General features: G+C 67.3%; 21 protein-coding genes. 8 read left to right on the top strand and 13 right to left on the bottom strand.

The genetic code is table 11. The features are described from left to right. Positions 1 to 76: 76 nt before the first annotated feature. Positions 77 to 1,360: a M24 family metallopeptidase gene (locus IT306_16945; protein MCC7370116.1), complete on the bottom strand. Its 1,284-nt coding sequence runs from the start codon at positions 1,358 to 1,360 to the stop codon at positions 77 to 79. 270 nt (positions 1,361 to 1,630) lie between these two features. On the opposite strand from IT306_16945, the gene IT306_16940 reads away from it, so the two are divergent. From IT306_16940 to IT306_16905, 8 genes are all read left to right on the top strand, one after another. Then, positions 1,631 to 2,428, top strand: coding sequence for an aspartate/glutamate racemase family protein (locus IT306_16940; protein MCC7370115.1), 798 nt, complete (start codon positions 1,631 to 1,633; stop codon positions 2,426 to 2,428). 55 nt (positions 2,429 to 2,483) lie between these two features. Continuing rightward, complete coding sequence (locus IT306_16935) at positions 2,484 to 4,019, top strand: extracellular solute-binding protein (GenBank protein MCC7370114.1); 1,536 nt, start codon at positions 2,484 to 2,486, stop codon at positions 4,017 to 4,019. A gap of 90 nt (positions 4,020 to 4,109) precedes the next feature. Then, positions 4,110 to 4,961, top strand: coding sequence for a sugar ABC transporter permease (locus tag IT306_16930; GenBank protein MCC7370113.1), 852 nt, complete (start codon positions 4,110 to 4,112; stop codon positions 4,959 to 4,961). A gap of 12 nt (positions 4,962 to 4,973) precedes the next feature. After that, positions 4,974 to 5,888, top strand: coding sequence for a carbohydrate ABC transporter permease (locus IT306_16925; GenBank protein MCC7370112.1), 915 nt, complete (start codon positions 4,974 to 4,976; stop codon positions 5,886 to 5,888). 107 nt (positions 5,889 to 5,995) lie between these two features. Further along, positions 5,996 to 7,069 carry a sugar phosphate isomerase/epimerase gene (locus tag IT306_16920; protein ID MCC7370111.1) on the top strand — a complete coding sequence of 358 codons (1,074 nt, stop codon included), beginning with the start codon at positions 5,996 to 5,998 and terminating at the stop codon, positions 7,067 to 7,069. Further along, positions 7,066 to 8,073 (top strand): sugar phosphate isomerase/epimerase, encoded by a 1,008-nt coding sequence (locus tag IT306_16915; GenBank protein MCC7370110.1) that lies wholly within the window; start codon positions 7,066 to 7,068, stop codon positions 8,071 to 8,073. Before IT306_16920 ends, IT306_16915 begins: the two co-directional genes overlap by 4 nt. Beyond that, positions 8,070 to 9,557 (top strand): amidohydrolase family protein, encoded by a 1,488-nt coding sequence (locus IT306_16910; protein MCC7370109.1) that lies wholly within the window; start codon positions 8,070 to 8,072, stop codon positions 9,555 to 9,557. The genes IT306_16915 and IT306_16910 overlap by 4 nt, the downstream gene beginning before the upstream one ends. After that, complete coding sequence (locus tag IT306_16905; protein MCC7370108.1) at positions 9,554 to 11,035, top strand: amidohydrolase family protein; 1,482 nt, start codon at positions 9,554 to 9,556, stop codon at positions 11,033 to 11,035. The genes IT306_16910 and IT306_16905 overlap by 4 nt, the downstream gene beginning before the upstream one ends. A gap of 125 nt (positions 11,036 to 11,160) precedes the next feature. On the opposite strand, the gene uppP is transcribed toward IT306_16905, so the two are convergent. The 12 genes from uppP to IT306_16845 all read right to left on the bottom strand — a co-directional run bounded on the left by uppP (position 11,161) and on the right by IT306_16845 (position 25,615). Further along, entirely contained in the window at positions 11,161 to 11,976 is an 816-nt protein-coding gene (gene uppP, locus IT306_16900; GenBank protein MCC7370107.1) for an undecaprenyl-diphosphatase UppP, read from the bottom strand. A gap of 154 nt (positions 11,977 to 12,130) precedes the next feature. Then, positions 12,131 to 13,165 (bottom strand): ABC transporter ATP-binding protein, encoded by a 1,035-nt coding sequence (locus tag IT306_16895; GenBank protein ID MCC7370106.1) that lies wholly within the window; start codon positions 13,163 to 13,165, stop codon positions 12,131 to 12,133. A gap of 2 nt (positions 13,166 to 13,167) precedes the next feature. After that, the gene (locus tag IT306_16890; protein ID MCC7370105.1) at positions 13,168 to 14,172 is read right to left on the bottom strand and encodes an ABC transporter ATP-binding protein; all 1,005 of its coding nucleotides are present in this window, start codon (positions 14,170 to 14,172) and stop codon (positions 13,168 to 13,170) included. Between the two features lie 6 nt (positions 14,173 to 14,178). Next, entirely contained in the window at positions 14,179 to 15,006 is an 828-nt protein-coding gene (locus IT306_16885) for an ABC transporter permease (protein MCC7370104.1), read from the bottom strand. Between the two features lie 127 nt (positions 15,007 to 15,133). After that, a complete protein-coding gene (locus IT306_16880) occupies positions 15,134 to 16,138 on the bottom strand; it encodes an ABC transporter permease (GenBank protein ID MCC7370103.1) in 1,005 nt (334 codons plus the stop codon). An 84-nt stretch (positions 16,139 to 16,222) separates the two neighbouring features. Further along, positions 16,223 to 18,217 carry an ABC transporter substrate-binding protein gene (locus tag IT306_16875; protein ID MCC7370102.1) on the bottom strand — a complete coding sequence of 665 codons (1,995 nt, stop codon included), beginning with the start codon at positions 18,215 to 18,217 and terminating at the stop codon, positions 16,223 to 16,225. A 180-nt stretch (positions 18,218 to 18,397) separates the two neighbouring features. Continuing rightward, positions 18,398 to 19,351, bottom strand: coding sequence for an ABC transporter permease (locus IT306_16870; protein ID MCC7370101.1), 954 nt, complete (start codon positions 19,349 to 19,351; stop codon positions 18,398 to 18,400). A 1-nt stretch (position 19,352) separates the two neighbouring features. Next, positions 19,353 to 20,360, bottom strand: a complete 1,008-nt coding sequence (locus tag IT306_16865) for an ABC transporter permease (protein MCC7370100.1) — start codon at positions 20,358 to 20,360, stop codon at positions 19,353 to 19,355. 73 nt (positions 20,361 to 20,433) lie between these two features. Beyond that, positions 20,434 to 22,395, bottom strand: coding sequence for an ABC transporter substrate-binding protein (locus tag IT306_16860; protein MCC7370099.1), 1,962 nt, complete (start codon positions 22,393 to 22,395; stop codon positions 20,434 to 20,436). Between the two features lie 646 nt (positions 22,396 to 23,041). After that, the gene (locus tag IT306_16855) at positions 23,042 to 23,485 is read right to left on the bottom strand and encodes a DoxX family protein (GenBank protein ID MCC7370098.1); all 444 of its coding nucleotides are present in this window, start codon (positions 23,483 to 23,485) and stop codon (positions 23,042 to 23,044) included. A gap of 254 nt (positions 23,486 to 23,739) precedes the next feature. Continuing rightward, complete coding sequence (locus IT306_16850) at positions 23,740 to 24,894, bottom strand: glycosyltransferase (GenBank protein MCC7370097.1); 1,155 nt, start codon at positions 24,892 to 24,894, stop codon at positions 23,740 to 23,742. Positions 24,895 to 25,048: 154 nt separating this feature from the next. Then, positions 25,049 to 25,615 carry a hypothetical protein gene (locus IT306_16845; GenBank protein MCC7370096.1) on the bottom strand — a complete coding sequence of 189 codons (567 nt, stop codon included), beginning with the start codon at positions 25,613 to 25,615 and terminating at the stop codon, positions 25,049 to 25,051. Between the last annotated feature and the right edge of the window lie 167 nt (positions 25,616 to 25,782).

Genomic DNA, 25,782 nt, shown 5'->3' with positions numbered 1-25,782 from the left:
GCGGACCTCCGATGTCTGCCGGATAGGTGGGCGGCGCGTCGGCTCGGGCAGCGGGGCGAGTGCGGAGTGTACGCGATCAGCCCGGGCGCACAACGCAGATCTCCGAGGGGAACGTTGTCAAACGCTCCCCGCCACCTCTGGTGACGCGAAAGATGTCTCCGAGCGCGCCCAGCCCCACACCGGGCGGGCAGATGTTCGGGTGCAGCTCGATCGTCATGTCAGCTTGCATCGGCAGATCGACGAGCGCGCTCGACAGGCCGCCAAGGTAGCTGGCCGTGTCCGGCTGAGCAATGGTCTTCGAGGTCGGGTACTCGGAGTAGTCCAGGCCGATGAAGTGCGACGACCGAAATCGGACCCTGTCGGTCTCGCGCGCCTCCGGGAAGTGCCGAAACAGCTCGGCGTCCGCAGCCAATCCCGGCGCCCTGGCGCTGGACCCAGGCGTCAGGAGGGCCGCGGCCGCGCTCTGCGCGTCGAAGACGGCCTGCCAGGTCCGCTGATGGGACTCGTCGGGTTCGCCGACGGTGAACATCCGCAGCGCGTGCCCGTAGTAGCCGCCGTAGATCAAGTACAGACCGGTGATGACGCAATCGCCCGGCTGGACGACGCGGGTGTTCTCCTCGGGCCGCCGGCGCGTCCGGTCTGGCCTCGGCGCGCCGACCATCCAGTTCCAGACGAACTCCGCGCCCTCAAGCTGGCCCACGGCGTTCGCGATGGCCTGGAGCTGCCAGACCGGCCGGGCCTGACCGGCCAGCGCCGCCGCAAGCTGATCGAAGATCACATCGCAGATGGCGGCCGCGCGCCGCATCCGGGCCAGCCCGATCTCGTCCTTCACCATTCGCTGCTCGTCCAGCAGGACGTCCACCCGCGAGAACGACCAGCGGTCGTCGGGCGTCGGCGCGGTCAGCTCGGCGTAGACCCCGTGCATCAGCTCACCGGCCCCGATCAGCCCGACCTGTCCCCGAATCCCGCGCTCGTCCAGGGCCACCCGCACCAGCCGCCCGTGGTTCCCCGACGGCTCGCAGCGCTGATCCACGATCCACGGCGCACGCTCGCGCATGTCGCCCACGTCGCTCGGCCCCGGGACCACGACGACCGGCTCGCCGTCCATCGGCACGATCATCGTGGCCGTGCCGCCGCCGCTGAACCAGTCCAGCAGGTAACGCAGGTTGCCGTGCGTGCTGGTCCCGGATAGCTGCCGCGCGCCCTGCGCGAAGACCACCAGCGCCGCGTGGCCAGCCTGCGCGCCAGCCGCGCGCAGCCGCTCGATGCGGGCCTGGAGGATCGACGGATCGACGGGGATCTGGTCGGGACCGGGCTGCTGCTGGCGTGGGAAGGCGGCGGGATCGATGAGGAATGCCACGAAGCCTCCTGACTGGGTGGGGACGGGGCCGGCCGGCCGGACAGTGGATTCTACATGTTGCATCCAGCCCCCATTCCGGACCAGCGCGAGCCCGACGAGCGCCGTCGCCTGAGGAGGGGCATCGCTCTCGAAAGGGCGACTCGGAAGGGGTATGCAGAACGCTGCAAGATCCGACCTGCGGATTGTGCGTATCGCACACATGATGTAATGTGCTACATGTAGTATGCTCGGTCCAGACCCGTTGAGGGCGGTTTCGCCGGGAGTCTGGGGATGCGCCTCCTGCTCGTCAACCCGAACACCAGCCGCGACATGACCGCTGCCATCCTTGAGGTCGGGCGGCTGGCCGTCGCGGCGACCCCGGCCGTCGTCGTGGACGCCCTCCAGCCGGAGCGCGGCCCGGCCTCCATCGAGGGCCAGGCCGATCAGGTGGTCAGCGCCCACTGGGCCCTGGATGCCGTCCTGCCCCTGGTCGACCGCTACGACGCCGTCGTCGTGGCCTGCTACAGCCATCATCCGCTGACCGCCGCCCTGCGCGAGCTGCTGGTCCAGCCGGTCCTCGGGATCATGGAAGCGTCGATCCTCTACGGGTTGATGCTGGGCGACCGCTTCAGCATCGTGACGACCTCGCCGCGCTGGGAGCCGCTGCTCAGCGAAGGCGTCCGCGCGCTCGGGTACGACCGGCGCTGTGCGTCCGTCAGGAGCAGCGGGCTCTCGGTCCTGGAGCTGGGGATGCTGCCGCCGGCGCGGGTTCGCCAGCGTCTGTGCGAGGTGGCCGTCGAGGCCGTCCAGCGCGATGGCGCATCGGTGATCTGCCTCGGCTGCGCCGGCATGGCCGGCCTGGAATCCGACGTCAGCGCCGCGACAGGCGTCCCGGTGGTGGATGGGGTCGCGGCGGCCATCAAGCTCACGCGGAGCCTCGTCGAGAGCGGCCTGACGACCAGCAAGCGCGGTCTGTACGGACCGGTGCAGCGGCAGCCTGCCGTCGGGCTGCCGCCCGGAATCGCCTCGATCTACGCCGCCGCGGCGCTCGCGTCCGGCCCGGCGACGAACCGCACCACCGACCTGTGACGCACGCCTGACATCCGACGCGACATCCGACCCGACATCCGAAAGGAGCGACCAGATGTTGACCCGACGCCAGTTCGTGTCTCAGGCCCTGTTGCTGGCCGGCGCCCTCGGTGCGGCAGCCTGCACGCCGGCCGCGTCGCCAGCGCCGGCCAAACCCGCCGACGCCAAGCCAGCCGCCGACGCCAAGCCGGCCGCCGACGCCAAGCCAGCCACCGACGCCAAGCCAGCCGCCGCCGATGCCAAACCGGCGTCCGCTGCGCCGGCCGCCGCGCCCAACGCCGCCGGCAAGCCCCAGTACAAGCTCGATCTTGGCGGCTACAAGGGGCCGGCGCCCACGGGCCAGAACATCAAGCTCCGCTTCATGCGCCAGTCGTTCAACCCGGTCACCGAGGCCGCCATCAAGGCCTGGAACGCCGAGTGGGCGGCCGCCTACCCCAACATCGCCATCGAAGAGGAGCCTGTGCCGTACGGCGACCTCAACCAGAAGCTCCAGACATACGTCGCGGCCGGCGATGCACCGGACGCCATGATGGGGAAGGGCGACTTCATCCAGGCCTACGTCTTCAACGGGATCGTCCTCAACCTGAGCGAGTTCCTCACCGACGAGTACATCAACGACATCCCGCCGGCCATGCGCGATCAGCAGAGCGTGAATGGCAAGCTGTACGGCATGCCCTGGGAACAGGGCCAGGTCATGCTCTACTTCAACAAGGATCTCTTCGAGAAGGCCGGCGTCGCGACCCCGCCTGAGACTGACGACCTGACCAGGGGCTGGACCTGGGACCAGATCGCGGACGCCTGGACGAAGCTGAACGCGTCGATCAACCCCGGTGGAGACGGACCGACCTACACGCTGGCCTCGTCGGCGTACGGCAACGGCGGTCCCGGCTCGAGCTACTGGTACGAGGGGATCTACACCCGCTCGCTGGGCGACCCGAACGCCCCGAAGGACAGTTCGGCGTACAAGACGTTCGCGGGCGTCAGCTCCGACGGCCTCACCGCGACTGGCTACGTGAACACGCCAGAGGCCGTCAAGGGGATGCTGCTCTATCAGCGCATCTTCAAGGAGAAGTTCTCGCCCTCCGTCGCCACGCCGAACCAGTTCGAGGACGGGAAGGCCGCGACACGGTTCTCCTCGATCAACCTCGCCAACCGATTCGCCAATCCGGACTCTGCCCCGAAGTTCAAGTGGGGCGCCACGCCGGTGCCACGCGGAAACGTCGTCTTCAACCACATCAGCGGCGACTCGCCGATCATCTACGCCAGGACGAAGTACCCGGCCGAGACGGCGGCCTACCTCGGCTTCATTCACAACGACAAGAACCGGATGGCGTTCCACACCAACTGGGGGTCGATGCCGGCCAGAACGTCGCTGTTTGACAAGATGGCCGGGTACAAGGAGTTCCCGCGGAGCCTGGCTGTCGCGCTGACGAAGGTGGGATACGCGCCGCCGGTGACTCCGGGCTACCTGGAGTACTTCAGCGTGATGAACACGGCCATCAAGGACATCGCGCTGGGTGCTGCCGTCGAGGCTCGCCTCAACAAGGCGGCCAAGGAGATCGACGATCTCCTCGTGCAGTACAAGAAGTAGCCTCGCATCGCCGAGACGAGAGGTCGGAGTATGCAGGCGACACTGCCGCGCGTTCGCAGGTCACCACGAGTCAGGGCCGATGTCCTGCTCGTGGCAACCCTGTTTCTGTTCCCCACGTTCGTCGGACTGATCGTCTTTCACTGGCTGCCGCTCGCAGCCGCCGTTCAGAACAGCCTGCTGCGGTTCAGCCCGTTGAACCCGAGTGCCGCCACGTTCGTGGGGCTGAGCAACTACGCCAACTTGCTCGAGAACGAGCGGTTCATCCGCGCCACGGTCAACTCGCTGATCTACATCGGCGGGAAGCTGGCCCTGCAAATCCCGCTCGGGCTCGGCATCGCGCTGCTCCTGAACCGGTCATTGCCGGGGACGCGGATCGTGCGGGGGGCCGTCTTTGCCGCGCTGGTCGCCTCCGAGGCCGTGGTTGCGCTGATCTGGAACATCCTCTACACCCCGGACAACGGCCTGTTCAACGCCTTCCTCGGAGCGGTCGGGATTCCCGGCCAGCCGTTCCTGACCAGCGTGGCGCAGGCGTTGCCCTCGGTCCTGGTGATGATCGTCTGGAAGGACATCGGCTTCACCACGCTGATCCTGCTGGCCGGCCTCCAGACGATCCCACATGAGTACCAGGAGGCAGCCGAGATCGACGGAGCGGGCGCATGGGCGCGGCTCGTCCACATCACGCTGCCGTTGCTGCGCCGGATGCTCCTGCTCGCCACCTTCATGGCGACCATCTCCGGCAGCCGGATCTTCATCCCCATCGCACTCATGACTGACGGAGGCCCGGAGGACGCCACCATCAACGCCGTCTACTTCATGTACGAGCAGGCGTTCAAGTTCCAGCGCATGGGCGACGCGTCAGCTGTGGCGATGCTGGTCATCCTGCTGCTGGTGGCGATCACGCTGGTGCAGGCGCGGCTGCTGCGAACCGACCATGAGTACTAGGGCGAGGGGACGATGATGCAAAACAGCTCGCTCGCCCCGCCGCCGGCGACGGCCGGGGCTGCCCCGCTGCCCGGTCAGCGGCCAACCTGGTTGGACCGGTCGCTGGCAGACGTGCCGTCCTACGTCGCGATGGTCGCCGTTGCTTTCATCTTCCTGACGCCGTTCATCTGGATGTTCCTGACCTCGTTCAAGCCCACCGTCGACGTCTTTCGCTACACCACGCCGTTGAGCGTCTGGACGTTCATCCCGCCAGCGCCAACGCTGGAGAACTACGTCTCGATCTTCACCACCTGGAGCTTTCACCGCGACCTGCTGAACACGCTGATCGCGGCCGGCGGACAGGTCACCGGCGCGCTGCTGACCTCGACGCTGGCGGCGTTCGTGTTCTCGCGGATGCGCTTCCCCGGCCGCGATGTGCTGTTCGCCTTCACCATGCTGACGGCGTTCGTGCCGTTCGACGTGGTGGTGGTGCCGCTGTACATCGTGATGCGGAGCCTGGGACTGGTGTCGTCGTACTGGGCGCTGTTCCTGCCGTTCAGCTTCAGCCCGTTCGGCATCTTCCTGATGCGGCAGTCGTTTCTGGAGATCCCGCGCGAGCTTGACGAGGCCGCCACCATCGAAGGCGCGTCGCTGGTCCAGGTGTTCTGGCACATCATCCTGCCGAACACCCGCCCGGCCCTGGTGACCCTGGCGCTGATCCAGTTCATGTGGTCGTGGAACAGCTACCTCTGGCCGCTGGTCATCATGCAGGATCCGAACAAGCAGGTGGTCCAGGTCACCATCGCCAAGTTCCGCACCATCGCCAACTTCCCGCTGTTTGGCGAGCTGTTCGCGGCTGCCACTGCCGCCACGATCCCGCTGCTGATCCTGTTCTTCCTGCTCCAGCGCTACTACGTGCGCGGGATGCTGGTATCGGGAATGAAGTAGCCTGCAAGCAGTATGTCGCACCCGCACCAGGCACACAGCCGATTGCCGAATCCGGTCCGCTCGCCGTGCCGCACCGGCCGAGCGGACGCCCACAGGGAGGGGAGACCATGCGCGTTGGTGTTGACGGTCGCAAGATCCCGAAGGCTGTCGAGTACGGTCCGCTCAAGAGCTTCACGCACGCCCGTGAGCTGGGGCTGGAGGGGCTGTTCTTCCGCACGGTGCTGGAGATGAGCCCGACGCTCGATCACGGCGAGATGCGCGAGATCAAGGCCCACGCCGATTCGCTCGGGATGTACTGCGAGAGCGGGCTGGGGAAGGTGAACCCGTACGCCTCGCCGGAAGCGCCCGAGCTGCGCGCAGCCGGCGACGGCGACATCCTCCTGGGATTCCGCCGAATGCTGGAGGCCTGTCGTGCCGCCGACATCACCGAGGTCTGGATCGGGACCGCCAACTACAAGGGCGTCTACAAAGGCTACTGGGCCTATGACCGCTTCCGCACCGATGTCACCTGGGCCGAGCAGCTCGAAGCCACCGGGCGGTTCCTGAAGAAGCTCGCCCCGATGGTGCGCGATCTCGGCATGCACATGAACATGGAGACGCACGAGGAGATCAGCTCGTTTGAGGTGGTGCGCCTGGTCGAGGCCACCGGGCCTGACGTGATGGGCATCACCTTCGACATCCCGAACGTCACCCAGCGCGGCGAAGCGCCGGTCGAGGCGGCAAAGCGGGTGGCGCCCTACGTCCGCCAGACGCATCTGAAGGACATCGTCCACGTCCTGACGCCGGAGGGCACCCTCCGACAGGTGCGCCCGTGCGGCCAGGGGATGGTCGACTTCGAGTTCATCCTGCCGCTGCTGTACCAGCACAACCCGTCGCTGCACCTGACCATCGAGAACCCGAACACGGCCGGCCACACGCTGACCCAGGTCTTCGATCCGGTCTGGAACGCCTCCCACCCCGACCTGAGCGTCTCGGAGTACGCCGAGTTCATCCGGCTGGCCCAGCTGTGCACCTCGAAGATCGCGGCCGGCGAGTGGGTCAGCATCGACGAGTACGACTCGCACCCGTTCGACTACGCTCGCGAGGTCTGGTACATCCAGGAGAGCGCGGCCTACCTGCGCGCGGTCTGCGAGAAGTACGGCCTGGGCCAGACGCTCGCGGCGGCAGGGGCAGCACGGTGAACGTTTCGATCTACTCGCGGACCCTCGACGCGACGCCCCAGCCAATCAGCACCACCCTTGATGTCGTCAAGGGGCACGGGCTCGGCGGCTGCATGGTCGCGTCCGTCTTCGACGTGAGCAAGACCCTGGACCCCTCCGAGCTGCGTGACGTCCGCGCGTACGCTGAGTCGCTCGGCCTGTTCCTGGATGTCGCCGGCGGCCAGATCAACCCGTACCACTTCGGCAAGCGCGAGGATATCGTGGCGGCCGGCGACGGCGACTTCCGGACCGGCCTGGAGCGCGTCCTCCTGGCCGCCCAGATCCTTGGCTGCTCGGCGACGTTCTTCACCGTCGGCGCACTGGTGGACCGGTTCAGCCGGTCAGTTCCCTGGGCCAATCAGGTCGCGGCCACGACATCGTTCCTGAAGTCGCTGCGGCCGTTCCTGCTCGACCACGACCTGCGCCTCGACGTGAAGACGCACGAGGAGATCACCTCCGACGAGTGCGTGCGGATCGTCGAGCAGGTCGGGCCAGACGTGATGGGCATCGGGTTCGACCCGGTCAACGTGCTGGTCCGACTCGAAGCGCCCGTGGAGTCGGCCCGGCGCGTCGGGCCGTACTGCACCCGCGCCTTCCTGAGCGACGCCGACCTCTTCTTTACGGCGAGCGGCATCGACCGCAAGCTGCGGGCCGTGGGCGATGGCATCCTGGACTGGCCCGGCATGCTGGCCGTGTTGGCCGAGGCCGGCGCCGAGCCGAGCCTGACCATCGAGCTGCATCGCGGTCAGTTCGGGATGCCGATCTTCGACCGGGCGTGGATCGCCGCGCAGACCGACCTGCGGCTGCCCGAGCTTGCCGAGGTCGTGCGGCTGACCGTCGTCTCCGAGGAGAAGCTGAAGGACCCCGCCCGGCCGCCCCGCGAGGCGTTCCAGGTGAACGTGCTGGAGCGGCTGCCGGCCACCCTGGCCTACCTGCCGACGCTCCTGGGCAGCGAGCTGCCGGTCGGGGCGGGAGTGAGCGGATGAAGACCCGCATCACCGGCCGCTTCGTCGCTGGCTACGACGCAGCCCACAACGGCGGTGACCACGTCGTCTACTGTGACGGCGAGGTCGTCTACGACGATGACCGGGTCGTGTTCGTCGGGCACGGCTATCCGGGCGACGTAGATCGGGAGATCGCGGCTGGCGACGCCCTCGTCAGCCCCGGCTTCCTGGACATGAACGCCCTGGCCGACATCGACCACGGCATCCTTGACACCTGGCCCACCGCCGACCTGATGACCGGCCACGTCTGGTCCGAGGACTACTTCAACCATCGCCGCCATGAGCTGTTCGGCGCCGACGACGAGCGGTTCAATCGCCGGTACGCGCTCACGCAACTGCTGCTGAACGGGATCACCACGGCCTTGCCCATCGCCGCCGAGACGTACCGCGAGTGGTGCGAGACCGAAGACCAGATCGCCGACATGGCCGAGATCGCCGGCGATCTCGGCCTGCGCCTCTACGTCGGGCAGGCCTACCGCGGCGGCATCAATATCATCCGCGCGGATGGCTCGCGCGATGTGGCCTGGGACGAGGCCTGCGGCGAGCAGGGGCTGGAGCAGGCCGCCAGCATCGTGCGGCGCTTCGACGGGGCGTACAACGGTCGGATTCGCGGCGCGTTCCTGCCCTGCCGCATCGAGACGGTGACGCTCGACATCCTTCGCAAGACGAAGCAGTACGCCGATGAGCTGGGCGTCCCGATCAAGCTGCACGCGGCCCAGGGGCTGCCGGAGCTTGCCCTGATCCAGCAGTGGCACGGCAAGCGGTCCATCGAGCTGCTGGGCGAGATCGGGTTTCTCGGGCCGAACGTCGGCATCCCGCACGTCTTCTTCATCGGCGGCCGGAACGGCGTACCCGACGACGGCGCGGACGAGCTGGCGCTGCTCCGGGACACCGGCACGACCGTCATCCACTGCCCGATCCCAGCCGCTCGCCACGCGCGCTCGCTGGACACGTTCGACGGCTACCGCGAGGCCGGCGTCAACGTCGCGCTGGGCACCGACATGTTCCCGCCGGACATCATCCGAGCGATGGACTACGCCTCGAACATGGCGAAGCAGCGGGTCCGCGACCAGTCGGCCGGCTCGGCGGCAGACATGTTCCGGGCGGCGACGCTCGGCGGCGCGAAGCTGCTCGGGCGAGACGACCTCGGGCGGCTGGCCCCGGGTTCCAAAGCCGACATCACCATCGTAGACTTGAGCCAGCTGCGGACCGGCCCGATTGACGATCCGATCCGCACGATGGTGATGAACGCGAACGGCGCACAGGTCAAGACGGTCATCGTGGACGGCGTGACGGTCGTCGAAGACGGCCAGATCCCCGGCCAGGATGTCGAGGCGATGCGGGCGCGTGCCCAACGGTACTTCGAGACCTATAAGGCCGCCTACTCGGAGCGGGACTACCTGCGCCGGCCGACCGATGTCCTGTTCCCTCCATCCTTCAAGACGGTTGAGCGAGGCCCGGCATGAGCACGTCAACGGCCGACCTTCTCCTGACCGGCGGCACGGTGGTAACCGTGGACGCCGACCGCCGCATCCTCGAAGACGGGGCAGTCGCAATAGAAGGCGGGCGGATCGTGGCCGTCGGCCCAACTGCCGCGCTGACGGCGACCTACACCGCCCGCAAGACCGTCGACTGCAAGGGCAAGGCGATCCTGCCTGGGCTGGTCGACGCGCACGGCCACGGCGGCCACTCCCTCATCAAGACGATTGGCGCGGACACGCCGACCTTCTGGATGCGCATCGTCACGCCGACCTACTTCCATTTCACGACGCCTGCGTACTGGTACGCCGATGGTCTCGTCTCGGCGCTGGAGCGGCTGCGGTTCGGCGTGACGACGGGCGTCAGCGTGATGGGCTCGATGCCGCGCGCGGACGACCCGCGCATCGGCAACAACCACGCGAAGGCGTACAGCGAGGTCGGCGTCCGCGAGGTCGTGTGCGTCGGTCCGTGCGCACCGCCCTGGCCGCATGCCGTCAGCCGGTGGGACAGCGGAGTCCGCGAGGAGTTGACCTTCACCTTTGACGAGGCGATGGCCGGTACCGAGGCGGTCGTCCAGACCTGGCACCACGGCGCAAACGACCGTATCCGGGTCTTCGTGACGCCGTTCACGATGATCGCCTCGCTGGACCCATCCAACCCGACGACCGCCGACGCCGCCACCACCCTCACCGACTTCGACCGCCAGCAGGCTCGCCGCGTCCGCGAGTTGACGGCGAAGTACCACACCCGCATCCACACCGACGCCTTCGCCGGCATGGTGCGGCTGGCGGCCAAGGACGAGTGGGCGCTGCTGGGGCCAGACGTGCACATCCAGCACCTGCGCGGCATCTCGCTGCAGGAGGTGCAGATCCTGGCCGACACGGGAACCCATGCCACGCACTCGGCCAGCAGCAATCAGGCGAGCGGTCGCTGCCCGGTCCCGGAGCTGATGCAGGCCGGCGTGAACGTGGCCATCACCACCGACGGCACCGCCCCGAAGGTCAGCTTCGACCTGTTCCAGGCGGTGCGCCGCGCCCAGACGGTCCACCAGATGATGTCCCGCGACATGTTCCTGCTGCCGCCGGGCAAGCTCCTGGAGATGATCACCATCGACGCCGCGAAGGCGCTCGGCTGGGATGACGAGATCGGCTCGCTGGAGGTCGGCAAGAAGGCCGATGTGACGGTCGTCAACCTCCGACAGCCGCATCTGACGCCCAACGTCATGGTCGTGCATCGCCTGATCTACGAGGCGGTCGGCAACGACGTGGACACGGTCATCGTGGACGGGCAGATCCTGATGGAGGATCGCAAGGTGCTCTCGATTGACGAGGGTGGGGCGCTCGATCTCGGGCAGGAAGAGAGCCTGAAGCTGATCGAACGGGCCGGTCTCCAGTCCCATCTGCACGAGCCGGGCTGGGGCAAGATCCGCCTGGAGTTCGACGAGCCGGTGCGGCTGCCTGGCTGAAGCAGACCCCCGCCGACGGCCACCGCCTGCCTCTCGCGCCGGAGTGAGCGGACCACATCCCTGCCGGGTTCGCTCGCCCAGGCGGATCGTGCCGCGGGGCAGACTCGCGGGCAGTTCGGGATGGGCTACTTGCCCATCAGCACGAGCGCCAGTACTACCAGTCCTGCTGCCACCCGGTACCAGACGAAGACGTCCACAGGCTGCCGCTGGAGGTAGCGCAGCAGGAAGCCGATCGCCAGTGCGCCCACGACCGCTGCTGTGACGACGCCCACCGCGAACGCCAGAAGCTCCCCACCGACCGGCGGCGCTTTGACCAGCCCACGCAGCTTGTAGAGCGCCGCCGCCACCGTGATCGGGGCGGAGAGCAGGAACGAGAAACGGGCCGCCGACGCCCGGTCCAGGCCACGGAAGAGGCCGGCGGTCAGTGTGATCCCCGACCGCGAGACCCCGGGCATCAAGGCCAGCACCTGCGCGAAGCCAATCGTCAGCGCGTCCGCCAGGGTGATCTGATTCAGGCGTCGCTGCTGGCTGCCGAGGCGGTCTGCTGCCAGCATGATCAGGCCGAACACGATCAGCAGCACGGCGATCTGGAGGGGCGAGCGCAGCAGCTCCTCGATCTTGTCCTCGAAGAGCACCCCGACGACGCCAGCCGGGATGCAGCCCAGCACGATCAGCCACGCCAGCCGCCATTCGTGGCTGGCGCGCGCCTGGGCGCTCGTCAGGCCCGAGAGCACCGCCTGCGCCAGCCGAAGCCAGTCCCGCCAGAAGTAGCCGAGCAGCGCGGCGGACGTTCCCAGGTGCAACGCCAGGTCGAAGGTCAGGCCGTGTTCCTTCCACCCCAGCAGCCAGGGCGTCAGAATCAGGTGGCCGGAGCTGGAGATCGGCAGGAACTCGGCGAGACCCTGGACGATGCCCAGCACGATGGCCTCGATCAGCGACACGTTCACCATGCACTCCTCGCCCGGAGCGCAGGCGTCCGGTTCGTGTGGCGCTCCGCCGGCCGGCAGCGCCGGTGACCGGACGAACAGCAGCCCGCCGATTGTATCCGAGAGGATCGGCGGGCCGCGTAGCGTATCCTGGGTCGTGACGGGGGCGTCAGACGGCTGCGACAGGCGTCGGCGGGACCATCACCTTTCCAAGCTCGTCGGCCGGCAGGATCGGGCTGCCCTCGTAGAGGTAGCACGACGCGGCGCGGAACTCGTCGATCTGGTAGAGCGGCGGGCGCTTCTCGCGGCAGATCGCCATGGCGGCCGGACACCGCGCGGCGAACGCGCAGCCGTCATGGGGAGCGGCAGCCGCCTTGCGGGCCTCGTCGTTGGGCGGCGGCTCGGCGTGCCAGGCCGTGTCGGGATCGGGCAGCGGCACCGAGCCAACCAGCAGCTGGGTGTACGGATGCTTCGGGTCGCCCACGACCTTCTCGACATCCCCGACCTCGGCCACCGAGCCTCGGTACAGCACCACGATGTTCTCGCTGATCTGGTACGCCGTGGTCAGGTCGTGCGTGATGTAGATCAGCGAGATGCCGAACGCCCGGTTCAGCTCGCGCAGGCTCCCAAGAATCGTCGCGCGGAGCGACGCGTCCACCATCGAGACCGGCTCGTCGGCGATGATGATGCGGGGACGGATCAGCAGTGCCCGCGCCACCATGATGCGCTGACGCTGACCGCCGCTCAACTGGTGGGGGTACCGCCCGAGCGTCTCGTCGGGGCGGAGGCCGACCGCCCGCAGCGTCTCCTCGATCTTGTCGCGCGCCTCGGACTTCGAGTTCGCCAGCTTGAACTTGGCGACGGGTGTCTCCAGCACGTGATCGACGTAGTAGAACGGGTTGTAGACCTCGTACGGATCCTGGAAGATCACCTGCACGTCGCGCAGAAACTGCTTACGCTGGGCGGCGTTGAGCTTCCGCAGGTCGGTCCCGTTGTAGAGCACCTCGCCGGTGCTGGGCGTCACCAGCCCGAGCAGCAGCCGCGCGAGCGTCGTCTTCCCGGAGCCGGACTCGCCGACGACGGCCAGGATCGATGCTGGCTCCGTCTCGATGCCGAGCGAGAAGTCGCGCAGGGCGACGGTCTTCGTCTTGTCGAAGAGGCCGCCGCCAAAGACCTTGCCAGCGTTGCGGGCTTCCAGCAACACGCTCACGGTGCATCCTCATACAGGTGGCAGGAGACCCACCGCCCGGGTTTCACTTCGGTCAGCTTCGGCTCGACATCCTCGCACTTCGCGAAGGCGGACGGGCAGCGGAAGCGGAACGGACAGCCCTTCGGCTTGTTGAGCAGCGACGGCGGCAGCCCGGGGATGCCCTGGAAGACGCCCTTCTCCTTCAGCGACGGCAGGCTGGCGATGAGCAGCTTGCTGTAGGGGTGGAGCGGGTCCTCGAAGATCGCCCGCACGTCGCACAGCTCGGCCAGGTTGCCAGCGTACATCACGCCGAGCCGGTCCACGGCCTGCGCCATCAGCCCCATGTCGTGCCCGACCAGGATGATCGCCGCGCCGAGGTCAAGCTGGACGTTTCGGAGCGTCTCCATCACCTGCCGCTGCACGACCACGTCAAGGGCGCTCGTCGGCTCGTCGGCGATGATGACCTTCGGCGACATGCTGATGGCGATGGCGATGCAGACGCGCTGCTTCATGCCGCCGCTCAGCTCGTGCGGATACATGTCCGCGACCTTCGGTGAGAGGCCGACGCGCGTCAGCAGGTCCGCGATCTTCTCCTGCATCTCGGCCTTGCCGAGCCGAATCCCATGATCCTTCAGCGCGTCGAGGATCTGATCTCGCACGCGGATGACCGGGTTGAGCGAGTTCATCGCGCCCTGCGCCACCATCGCGATGACCGCGAGCCGCCGCTGGCGCATCTCCTCGTCGGACAGGCCGATCAGATCCTGCCCGTCGACGAAGACGTGCCCGCCTTCGATCCGGCCCGGCGGACGGATCAGCTGCATCAGGGCCAGGGCGATGGTCGTCTTGCCCGAGCCGGACTCGCCGACAAGGCCCAGCCGCTCGCCGGCTTTGACGGTAAACGTCACGCCGTCCACTGCGCGAACCGCGCCGCGTGGCGTGTGATAGTAGACGCGGAGATCCTCCACCTCGAGGACATCCGCCCGGACGCGGGGCCACTCCTCAGTCGGAGCCTGAATTGCCATGACGCCTCACACCGACCGTCGTAGACGTGGATTTGCGACCTCGTCCAGGCCAATCGCGACCAGGAAGAGGCCAATGAAGACCGTGCCGATCACCACGATCGGCGGAACCCACCACCACCACCAGCCATTGATGATCGCGGCGTTGTAGTTGACCCAGTACAGCGTCATGCCGATGGTCGGCGCCTCGAATGGACCGAGTCCGAGTACCTCCAGGCCGATGGACGCCAGGATCGCCGCGGACGTCGAGTTGACCAGCGCGGCGACCAGGTACGGGAGCAGGTTCGGGAGCATCTCCTTGACGATGATCTCCGGGCCGCTCATGCCGGACATCTGCGCGATCTGGATATAGCCGCGCTCGCGCAGCGTCAGCAACTGTGAGCGGATCGTCCGGGTCGGGTACAGCCACGCCAACGATGCGACCACCAGCGCCATCTGCGTCACGCCGAGGCCGCCGCGCACGTTCATCGCCACCGTGATCAGGATCATCAGGCCGGGGATCGTCAGGCCAGTGTCCACCAACCCCTTGATAAGGTTGTCCACCTTGCCGCCGTAGTAGGCGGCCACGAATGCCAGCGCCGCGCCAAACCCGACGCCCAGCAGCCCGGCCGTCAGGCCGATTTGCAGGGTCATCGGCGTGCCGGCCACCGCGACGGCGAACATGTTACGGCCCTGGCGGTCGCTGCCGAACGGCAGCTCGGCTGACGGCGGCCGGAGCGGCGCGACCGACACGGCCCGCGCCTCGTCCAGATCGACGAACAGCCGCCCGACGATCAGGAACAATGCCAGAATCAGCAGCATCGTGAGGCCGACCGGCAGGGACGGGTTCCGCCGCATGTATCGCAAGACGGCGCCCGCCCGCTCGCCGGCCCCGGCTCGCGTGGCCTCAGCCCGGTCCGCGGCCTGAGGGAGCGAGGTCAGTCCAGCGCCGGGCGCGCCGGAGGCTGGTGATACAGCGCTCATCTCATCCCCTCTGATACGTGATGCGCGGGTCGAGCAGCGGGTAGACCAGGTCCAGCACGAACGTCGCCACGCCAATCGAGATGATCACGATAAAGACGATGCCCTGGACCAGGAAGAAGTCGGACCCGCGAATCGCCTGGAACAGCACGGTGCCGATGCCCGGGTAGCCGAAGATCACCTCGACCAGGACGGCCCCAGAGAGAATCTGTCCGAGCACCAGCGCCAGCGCCGTGACCTGGGGCAGCATGGCGTTCCGAATGGCGTAGTGGAAGAAGATCGTCTTCGGGCGGAGGCCCTTCGCATCCGCGAAGTTGGTGTAGTCCTCGCCCTGCGTCGTCACCATCATCGCGCGCATGCCCAGCGCCCAGCCGCCAATCGACACGAGCACAATCGAGGCGGCCGGCAAGATGGCGTGCCGCAGGATATCGAGGGCGAAGCTCAACGACAGGTGCGGGATCGTGCCCGTCGTGAAGCCGCCGTAAAGCGGAAGGATTTGCAGCGAGAAGGCAAAAATGTAGACCAGGATCAGGCCGAGCAAGAAGAACGGCAGCGCGTGCAGCGCCAGGAGCGGCGGCATCAGAAAGTGCAACCACCTCGGTGCGCGCGGCCAGCCCAGAAACGCGCCCAGCAGGTTGCCGACGGCGAACGAGATCAGCGTCGTCATCGTCAGCAGCCCCATCGTCCAGGGCAGCCCTTCCAGCAGGATATCGACGACACGTCGCGGGTAGTTGGAGATCGAGTAGTTGAAATCGAAACGCACGACGTCGGACAGATAGACGAGGTACTGCTGCCAGAGCGGCTTGTCCAGACCGAACTTGGCCTCGTACTCGCGGACCATCTCCGCGACGCCCTGCTGCAGATAGCCGCCGGTGGCCGCCTGCGTCATCAACTTGTCCTCGATCGGACTCCGACTCCCCAGTCGAGGGATCAGGAAGTTGAGGGTGGCGGCAACCCACATGATGAGGAAGAAAATGCCAATGCGTTTGATCACGTAGTCTGGGCGCATGGTGGTCTCCAGGTCGTGGGCCGCAGGTCATGGGTCGAGGGGTGACTTCCCCACGATCCGCGACCTGCGGCCCACGACCGTACGCTACTGCGTCGGCTGAAGCTTGTGGTAGACCAGCGGCCCGGTCGAGTGGAAGAAGGCCGGGTTGATGTACGAGTCCTCCTGCGTCGGATACCCCGTCCAGTACGTCGTGTTGAGGGGCAGCCGATGGTAGAACTGCATCAGCGGGATGTCCGGCAGCTCTGGCAGCCAGATCTCCATCGCCTTGAGGAACAGCTCGGTGACCTTCGCCTTGTCAGACGGCGGCGTCACGTAGACCTCGTCCACCACCTTGTCGTACTCCGGGTTGCTCCACTTCGCAAGGTTCACGAGGTGGCCGCCCGGCACGTTCACGGAGGAGGACTGGTACAGCCGCAGCGTCTCGAACGGATCCTTGATGCTGCCGCCGTGCCCAAACATCGCCGCCTGGTGCTCGCCCTTCTGGAAGATCGGGCCGAAGTCCGGCGGGATGGCGAAGGTCGCGGCGATGCCCTGCCGCTTGAGCAGCTCCACCAGCACCGGCCCCGGCGAGGGGAAGTCCGGGTTGGCGATGATGTCCATCTGGAACTTCGCGCCGCTCGGGTCCACGTACATGTTGTCGGAGCCGCGCTTCCAGCCCAGCTTCGACATCATCGCGTGGCCCTTCTCGGGGTTGAACTCGTTCGTCGGCCACTTCTGCAGCAGCGGCTTCGCGGCGTCGAAGAACGGCCGCAGCGCCGGGAAGTTCGGCATCGGGAGCTCGGTCTTCTCAGACGAGCCGCCCCAGCCCACCTTGATCAACTGATCGCGGTCGATGAGGTAGCTGAGCGCCCAGCGGAACTCCGGGTTGTTGTACGGCGGCTTCTGGGTCTGGACGTACAGGGAGGTCGGCCACCAGTCCATGTTGCCGTACGGCAGCTTCTGGCCGCTGTAGGTGGTGATCTTCGCGTTGCCCTTGAAGACCGTCCCGAACGAGTCCACCTCGATGCCGGTGGTGAAGTCCAGGTCGTTCGTGATCAGCCCCTGGACGAGCTGCTGCTCGCCCTGGACCGGCAGCCAGACCAGCCGCTCGACCTTCGGCAACTGCCCGAAGTCCTTGACCACGCCCGTGCCCCACCACTCGGGGCGTCGATCCATGATCATCTGATTCGGCGACACCGCCACGACCTGCCACGGGCTCGTGGTGACCGGCCAGCCCTTCGCCACGTCGAAGTGCGTGAAGGTGGTCCAGTCCTGCCCGTCGAAGATGTGCTTCGGGACGATGTGCAGACCGATGTCGTACTTGTACGACAGCATGTGATAGAAGAAGCGCGGCGATGGACGCTGGAACGTGATCACACAGGTGTTCGGGTCCGCCGTCTTTGCCTCGGTGACCGAGTCCTGAACGTCCTTGCCCCACTTCACCTTGGGGCCGAGATCCCGCAGCATGTTGAGGGTGTACGTCACGTCCTCGGCGCTGAACGGCTTGCCGTCGCTCCACTTGACGTTCTGCCGGGTCTTGACGGTCAGCGTCTTGAAGTCGGGGCTGAACTGGTAGCTCTCGGCCAGCCACATCGTCTCCTTGTCAGCGTAGGCGCTGTAGAAGGCGAGCGGCTCGTAGATCGCGTTGAGGCCGATCTGCGGCGTCGATCCGATGGCGTACGGGCTCCACAGCTCATGCGCGATGAACTTGCCCTGGGTGCCGCCGCGCACCTGGATCAGCGTCCGGTTGCGCGCCACCTGCTTGACGCCCGACGGCGTATCGGCCGGCTTCTGCGCGGCGGCCGGGGCCTGCGCCGCCGGACCTGCGTTCGGATTGCCTGCTGGCGGACCGGCGTTCGGATTCCCGGCCGGGGGGCCGGCGTTCGGGTTGCCAGCGGGGGCCGCGGGCTTGGCCGCCTCGGCCGGCTTCGCGGCTTCCGCGGGCTTCGCCGGCTCCGCGGGCTTGGCGGGCGCGGCCGGTGCTGGCTGGCCGCAGGCGGCAAGCAGCGATGTACCGCTGGCCGCCGCGCCCACCAGCACGGCAAGGCTCAGGAATCGCCGGCGACTCACCGCTCGCTTCTGGACTGGCTGATCCATCATCGGATCCTCCTCCATGCGCTTCTGGGCGGCGCACATGCGCGCCGCCCCGAGCATCAATGCTCCGGATGGCAGCGGACCTCGGTCTGTCGCGACCGGCCGCTACCTCATGACAGGCGAAAGGGTAGCCGCGAGCAGGCGCTCGCGGCTAGCCCCACGTGGGCCATCCACGCTCGCACAGATTTAGACGGTCTTTCGCAGGCGCGGGTTGGCGATCTCATCCAGCCCGACCGAAACGGCGAACAGGCCTACGAACAGGATGAACAGGATCACGATGGGCGGCGCCCACCACCACCACCAGCCGTTGATCAGCGCGGCGTTGAAGAGCACCCAGTAGACCGTCATGCCGAGCGTCGGCGAGTCGATGGGGCCGAGGCCGAGCGCCTCCAGGCCGACCGACGCCAGGATCGCCGACGAGATGCTGTTCACCAGCGCCGCCGCGAGGTACGGGAACAGGTTGGGCAGCATCTCTTTGACGATGATCTCCGGCCCGCTCATGCCGGACAGCTTCGCAACCTGCACCCACGAGCGTTCGCGCATCGTGAGCACCTGGGCGCGAATCGTTCTGGTCGGCCAAAGCCAGGCTAAGCTCGCCACCACCAGCGCCATGATCTCGACGGAGAGCGCCTGCCGCACCGTGATCGCCACGATGATCAGCACCAGCAGGCCCGGGACCGTCAGCCCCACGTCGACGATGCCGCGAATGATGGTGTCGGTCCAGCCGCCGTAGTAGGCCGCCACGAACGCCAGCGCCGTCCCGATGCCAACGCCGAGAATGCCGGCGATCAGTCCGATACGCAGCGTCATCGGCGTGCCGGCGATCATGACGGCGAACAGGTCGCGCCCCTGACGGTCACTGCCGAACGGCAGATCCCAGGAGGGCGCTTGCAGCGCCCGCACCGACAACGGCCGGTACCGCTCCACGTCCCAGGCGAACGTCCCGATCAGCGAGAACAGCAGCAGGCCCAGGACCATGAGCGTGCCAACCATCAGGCTCTGATTGCGGCGGAAGTAGTGCAGGACGGCGATGCTCTTGTCGCGCGCCGAGTCCTGCCGCTGGGCTGCCGCATCTCCTGACGACGGACGTGGCCCTACTGCCACCGAGTCGGAGCCGGTGGCCCCCTGAACGACGCTCATGTCAGGCCCTCCGGTAGGTGATGCGCGGGTCGAGCAACGGATAGACGAGGTCGAGGATCAACGTCGCCAGGCCGAGCGTGACGATCAAGGCGAAGATCATACCCTGCAGCAGGAACCAGTCGGACTGCCGGATCGCCGTGAAGAGGACCGTCCCGATGCCGGGATACCCGAAGACCACTTCCACCAGCACGGCGCCCGAGACGACCTGTCCCAGCGCCAGCGCCAGCGAGGTCACCTGGGGCAGCAGCGTGTTCCGGATAGCGTACTTGAGGAAGATGGTTCGCCCCGAGAGACCCTTGGCGTCCGCGAAGTTGATGTAGTCCTCACCCTGGACCGTCACCACCATCGCCCGCATCGCCAGCGCCCAGCCGCCGACGGCCGCCAGGATGATCGACAGGGCTGGCAGCACCGCGTGCGACGCCACGTCCAGCCAGAAGCTCAGGCTGTACACATCTGGGAACGTGCCAGCCGTGTACCCGCCGATGTTGGGCAAGAGCTGGAAGCGGAACGTCAGGAAGTACATCAGCACCAGCCCGAGCAGGTAGTACGGGATAGCGTGCAACGCCAGCAGCGGCGGCAGGACGTACTTCAGAAAGGCCGGCGAGCGCGGCCACCCCATGAATGCGCCGAGCAGTGTGCCGAGCACGAACGACAGGAGGGTCGTCATGCCGAGCAGGCCGATGGTCCAGGGCAGCGCCTCGATCATCATCTCAGAGACGGTCCGCGGATAGTTCGCAATCGAGTAGTTGAAGTCCAGGCGCGAGACGTCCCCGAGGTACCTGATGTACTGGACCCAGAGCGGCTGATCCAGCCCGAACTTCGCCTCGTACTCCGCCACCATGTCGTTCATGCCAGCATGAACGTAGCCGCCGACCAGCGCCTGTTCGAGGAGCCGCTCGCGAATCGGGTTCTGCCCCGACAGCCGGGGAATGAAGAAGTTGAGCGTCGCTGCCAGCCAGGTGATGAGCAGGAAGAACCCGACTCGCTTCAGCACGTAATCGGCGCGCATGGCTTACTCCGAAGCACAAAGAAGCGGGGTCGGCAGACCGCACAGGCGTCCCACCGACCCCGCCGCCCGGGCCCTACTGCACGGGTTCGAGGTTGTTGAGGATGAGCTGGTGGGTGAGGTGCCAGAACGCCCCGTTGATGTACGGGTTCTGCGCCGTCGGCCAGTTCTTCCAGTACGTCTCGTTCATCGGGATCCGGTGGTGGAACTCGGTGAGCTGAACGTCCGGCAGCTCCGGCAGCCAGATCTCCATCGCCTGGTGGAACAGGCTCTGCAGCTTGGCCGTGTCGTTCATCGGCGTGACGAACACCTGGTCGACGATGGCATCGTACTTCTCGTTCTTCCACTTCGGGAAGTTGACGAGGTGCGCGCCCGGCACCGCCTGCGTCGCGCCCTGGTAGAGCCGCAGGGTGTAGTACGGATCGCGCACGCTGCCGCCGTGACCGTACAGGAAGCCGACGTACTCGCCCTTCTCGAACCGGCTGCTGGCATCAGGCGGCTGGCTGTAGGTCGCCTCGACGCCCTGCCGCTTGAGCAGCTCCTGCACCACCGGGCCGATGGCCGCGAAGGTGCCCGTGCCAGGACCCATGAAGTCGAGCTTGAAGGGCTGGCCGTCCGCCATCAGCCACTTGCCGCCCTCCTTCTTGAAGCCGTTCTTCATCAGAAGCTCGTCGCCCTTCTTGGCGTTGAACTCGATGGTGTTGTACTTCGCCAGCAGGTCCTTGACGGCCTCGAAGTACGGCTTCAGCGGCGGGTACGTCGGCATCGGCAGCTGCGACGGCGTGCTCGCGCCGCCCCAGCCCACGTCGATGATCTGGTCCCGATCCATGTAGTAGGAGATGGCCCAGCGGATGTCCGGATTGTCGAACGGCTTGGCGGTGTTGTTCAGGTAGAGCGAGGCCGGCCACCAGTCCGTATAGCCGTACGGCTTGTCGCGGCCAGAGTGGGTGATGATCTTCGGGTTCTGCTGCAGCACCGTGGGGAAGGTGGACGGCTGCAGGCTGGTGGAGAAGTCGCACTGGTTCGTGATGAGGGCCTGCGCCAGCTGCTGCTCGCCAGGGGTCGGCAGCATCACCAGCCGCTGCATCTGCGGCATCTGCTTGACGAGGCCGGCCTTGACGGCCCACCAGTCAGCCCGCCGGTCAAAGATCTTCTGCTCGGGCGCAGCGTAGCTGACCTTCCACGGACCCGTGGTGACCGGCCACTCCTTGGCGAGGTCGAACGCGCGGAACTGCGTCCAGTCCTGACCATCGTAGATGTGCTTGGGGACGATGTAGACGCCGATGTCGTACTTGTAGGTGACGAACTCGAAGAAGCGCGGGGCTGGCACCTTGAAGTTCAGGACGACGGTGTTCGCGTCCGTCGCCTTGGCCTCCTGCAGCACCTGCTGGACGTCCACGCCCCAGCGGACCTTGCCGCCGATGTCCTTCAACGAGTTGAACGTGAAGGCCACGTCCTCGGCGCTGAACGGCTTGCCGTCGCTCCAGGTGATCCCGGAACGGGTCTTGATGGTGAGCGTCTTGCTGTCCGGGCTGTACTGGTAGCTCTCGGCCAGCCAGAGGTGCTCCTTATCCGCGAACGCGCTGTAGAAGGCCAGCGGCTCGTAGAGCAGGTTCGGGCCGGACTGGTGGTTGGAACCGACCGCGTACGGGTTCCACAGCTCGGCGTCAGTAAACTTGCCCTGCTGCACCGAGCTGCCGGTGATGGCGATCAGGGTTCGGTTGCGCGGCACGTCGCCCGGCTTCGCAGCACCAGCCGGCGCAGCAGCCGCCGGCTTGGCAGCTTCGGCGGGCTTCGCCGCTTCGGCGGGCTTGGCGGCCTCAGCCGGCTTGGCCGGCGCGGCGGCAGCCGGAGCCGTGGTAGCGGCAGGGGCAGCCGGCTTCGCGGCCTCGGCGGGCTTGGCCGGCTCCGCTGGCTTGGCCGGGGCGGCTGGCGCCGGAGCACAGGCAGCCGTCAGCCCGATCGCCGCTGCGAACAGCGACGTCGTCCGCAAGAATGCACGACGGCCGATTCCTCGCTTCGGAGCGTCTTCGCTCATCGTAGAGTCTCCCAACAGACATGTGGGCATCGTGCCCAGATCAGAGTGCGCCTCGTCACCGTCACGCGACGCCATGTTCTACCCCGCCCGACTGCGCTCCAGCGACATCGCCAGGAACGCGCAACCGTTCGGGAGACGCGGAGAAGAAAAGTAAGCTGCCCGATTCTATGGCCGGCAGACCGGCGTGTCAAGGATCGGTAGAAAGCGGTCAGGGCGATTGCATGTTGATGTCGTCGTGCCGCCGCGTCGGGGCTTGAAAGCCCCGCCTACCATCCTGCAGTCGCTGCGCGACGCCCCGGTCTCACCAGACGACGCCGTTTCCGGTGTCCGTCGCGCAGCGACTGCATGCGTGTAGGCGGGGACTTCAGTCCCCGACCGCCCGTTCCATGATGCTTCGGGTACCAATGAACATGTAATCGCCCTGAGAAAGCGGTTGCTGCGCGACGTCGGCGTCGGAATCGGCATCTGCACGGTGAGTGGGGTTCCTGTGCGGCTGGCGGTCAGTTTCCGATCCGCCGGCACAGCCGCCAGGGCCTGAGTCTGTCACCATGCCAGAAGGGCCGCCGGCGACGCTCTGCACGTCGCCGGCGGCCCCTGGCCCGGTCGATCCAGTCGCCGGTCCGGGCCGGCGCTCACGTCTTCTGCATCAGGCGAACGAGCGCACGCGCGGCTGTCCGCCGCTCTCGCGGCTCGCGAGCCACCGGTCAACCGATGGCAGGCCGGCGCCGGTCAGGAAGAACAGCGCGCCAGCCGCCGCCATGATGAAGTCGAGCCGGGCCGCGCCCCACCCCATCTGCGATGGCAAGCTGACCGCCAGCCCGGCCACCAGGAACTGCACCACCATCAGCGGCCCGACGATCCGCGTGAACGCGCCGGCGATCAGCAGCAGCCCGCCGACCGTCTCGAAGCCGATGACCAGCGGAGCCATCACGCCGGCCATCGGGATGCCGACGTTGGAGAAGAAACCGGCGATGCCGGCCACACCCGGACCCATCAGCTTCGAGTAGCCAGCCAGGAACAGCACGACGCCGACCATGATTCGGAGAACGGCGATGCCGTATCCAGGGTTCAACCGCTCAAGTCTCTGCACGAATCGTCTCCGCGCCCAGAGGTTCTCCAGCCAGGACCGTTGCGCCCGCGCAGGCGCGCCGGCACGTCATCGGTGTTGCCGCCGCGCTCGGCAGCCAGACCATCGCCGGTGGGCGCCCCGTAGGGTCGGCACTGTCCTGACTGCGCGGTCTCGACCGGGGTTCATCAGTGACTACGCACGGCCGGCCCGCACCGGATCTATTTGAACACTCAACTATAACGGTGAACTCGTGGCTTGGGACAGCACCAGGTTGGCTAGCTCGCGGGCAGCGCGGCGACGCCTCGGCAGCGGATCCGCTCGACGATCGCCTCGGCCGTTGCCAGTGCCGCGTCCGGCGTTGAGAGCCGCTGGCCGTTCTCCACGAGCGCGGCCAACCGATCTTGGCGCCAGCGCAGCTCCGTCGCGATCGTCGCGAGGTGGCTCGGCGACGACGCCAGCTCGGCCGCCCCGGCCTCGACGATGTAGCGTGCGTTGCCCTCTTCCTGGCCGGGCAGCGGATCGAAGCCGATGATGGGCAGGCCGGCGCTGAAGCCCTCCGCCAGGGTGACGCCGCCGGTCTTCGTGACCAGCAGGTCGGACGCGACCATCAAGTCGGCGATGTGCTCCACGAACCCGAGCGGCCGGATCCGGTTGGCGCCGCTCATCCGCTGGACCCGCCGAAACAGCCGCTGATTGCGGCCACACACGACCAGGATCTCGGCGTCGAGGGGGGTCCGCGCCAGCGCGTCGAGGTGGGCGTAGGCGGCCGGCGAGCCTTCCGCTCCGACCATCATCAGGATCAGGAAGCGGTCGCGCGGCAGGTCGAGCCGCGCCCGCGCCTGCTGCTTCGCCTGCGATCCGATATCCAACTGGGAGAACGGCTCGCGGACCAGGAACCCGTTGACATCCACCCACTCCGGCCGAATGCCGACCGACGCCAGGGTCTGGGCGGCGTTGTCTGTCGGCACGGTGTACTGCACTGGAAACGTCGAGGCCCAGCCGAGGTGGACGTCCGCCCAATCGGTGATCACGACCTCGATGTTCGCCGGCACGCCGCTGCGCATCACCGAGCGAGCCACGAAACCCGTCGTACCGGGGAGCACCGTCACGACGGCGTCTGGCCGCCGCTCCGAGATCACCTCTTTGAAGGCCGGCCCGCCCAGCACGTCGCCGATCCAGTTCAGGCGCGGCCCCGAGGGCGGCCGGTTGGTCACGTCGAAAATCGCCCGCCAGAGGCTGGGCGAGCGGCGCGTGATGGTGGCGTATGCCCACGGAAACCAGGACAGCGGAAACCGGCCGTACTGGACGTAGAGGTCATCGACCCAGACCTCGGCCTCGCCGTCAGTCACGGTCAGGAGTGCCTGTCGCAGCGCTTCGGCCACACTCTGGTGGCCGCCGCCGACCCGGGATGACGCGATCTGTATCCGCACCTCGCCATTGTACGGGGGATCATGACCAAAACCACCCGCTCCGGGGCGGCCGCTCACACCGGCGGGTGCATCCTGCATCCCCGGGATGCAGGCGACAGCCCCATCTCAATCGAGATGGGGCTGCGTGCCTTCGATCTGGCCCGTGCGGCGAGGCCTACCGCCCGCTGAACGGCCCGCCACCGCCGAACGGTCCCCGGAACGGACCACCGCCGGCCGGCGGCCCGAAGCCGTCGGTCCCGCCGCTCATCACGAAGCGCGCCAGCGTCTCGCCGTTCGTGGTGACGACCACCACGAGGTCGCCCTGCTTGAGGGTCGTCGCGGCCGGGCGATTCCCAGGCGTCGTGGTGTCGGGCTTGCCACGGATGACCGTCTTGTCATCCAGCGTGAACGTCTTGTTGCTGCCGTCGTTGCCGGCGATGGTCAGGCTCGTGCCGCTCACCGAGGTCACCGCCCCTGGCGTGGCGTTGATGGCGACCGGCTTGTTGTCCTTGTCGCGCAGGTTGATCTGTGCGCCGCTGAAGTGCTTGAAGCGCTCGGCCGGCGTCAGTTGCTCCAGCCCCTGAAACTCGGGCGGGATGGCGTGCGGCCCGAACGGGCCACCAAACGGCCCGAAGCCGTTGGCGAACGCCGTGCTGACCGCGAACGCGCCCACGGCTCCGAGTCCCAGCACCAGTGCCAGCGATGTGCCGAGGACTGCGAGCGCGAAGCGAAACCGAGTCATGATGCGTCCCCTTTCGTGGCAGGCGGCGATGGGGCTTGCCGCCTGTTCCTCTCAAGCGTAGGCCCCGCCGGTCACACCCTCATGGCCGTCCGGTCACGAAACGGTGAACGCTGGCGGCCTCCGCTCGTCGCCCGGGTGCGCAGTCCGCCGTTCACAGATTCGTGACC

This window comes from Chloroflexota bacterium (assembly GCA_020850535.1).
Classification (GTDB): Bacteria; Chloroflexota; UBA6077; order UBA6077; family JACCZL01; genus JADZEM01.
This window is presented reverse-complemented; position numbering and strand designations above follow the sequence as displayed.

Coding starts and splice junctions, on each gene's coding strand:
- IT306_16940 (MCC7370115.1), top strand. CDS start 1,631: ATGCGCCTCCTGCTCGTCAACCCGAACACCAGCCGCGACATGACCGCT.
- IT306_16935 (MCC7370114.1), top strand. CDS start 2,484: ATGTTGACCCGACGCCAGTTCGTGTCTCAGGCCCTGTTGCTGGCCGGC.
- IT306_16925 (MCC7370112.1), top strand. CDS start 4,974: ATGATGCAAAACAGCTCGCTCGCCCCGCCGCCGGCGACGGCCGGGGCT.
- IT306_16920 (MCC7370111.1), top strand. CDS start 5,996: ATGCGCGTTGGTGTTGACGGTCGCAAGATCCCGAAGGCTGTCGAGTAC.
- IT306_16910 (MCC7370109.1), top strand. CDS start 8,070: ATGAAGACCCGCATCACCGGCCGCTTCGTCGCTGGCTACGACGCAGCC.
- IT306_16905 (MCC7370108.1), top strand. CDS start 9,554: ATGAGCACGTCAACGGCCGACCTTCTCCTGACCGGCGGCACGGTGGTA.
- IT306_16890 (MCC7370105.1), bottom strand. CDS start 14,172: ATGGCAATTCAGGCTCCGACTGAGGAGTGGCCCCGCGTCCGGGCGGAT.
- IT306_16885 (MCC7370104.1), bottom strand. CDS start 15,006: ATGCGGCGGAACCCGTCCCTGCCGGTCGGCCTCACGATGCTGCTGATT.
- IT306_16880 (MCC7370103.1), bottom strand. CDS start 16,138: ATGCGCCCAGACTACGTGATCAAACGCATTGGCATTTTCTTCCTCATC.
- IT306_16875 (MCC7370102.1), bottom strand. CDS start 18,217: ATGATGGATCAGCCAGTCCAGAAGCGAGCGGTGAGTCGCCGGCGATTC.
- IT306_16870 (MCC7370101.1), bottom strand. CDS start 19,351: ATGAGCGTCGTTCAGGGGGCCACCGGCTCCGACTCGGTGGCAGTAGGG.
- IT306_16865 (MCC7370100.1), bottom strand. CDS start 20,360: ATGCGCGCCGATTACGTGCTGAAGCGAGTCGGGTTCTTCCTGCTCATC.
- IT306_16860 (MCC7370099.1), bottom strand. CDS start 22,395: ATGAGCGAAGACGCTCCGAAGCGAGGAATCGGCCGTCGTGCATTCTTG.
- IT306_16845 (MCC7370096.1), bottom strand. CDS start 25,615: ATGACTCGGTTTCGCTTCGCGCTCGCAGTCCTCGGCACATCGCTGGCA.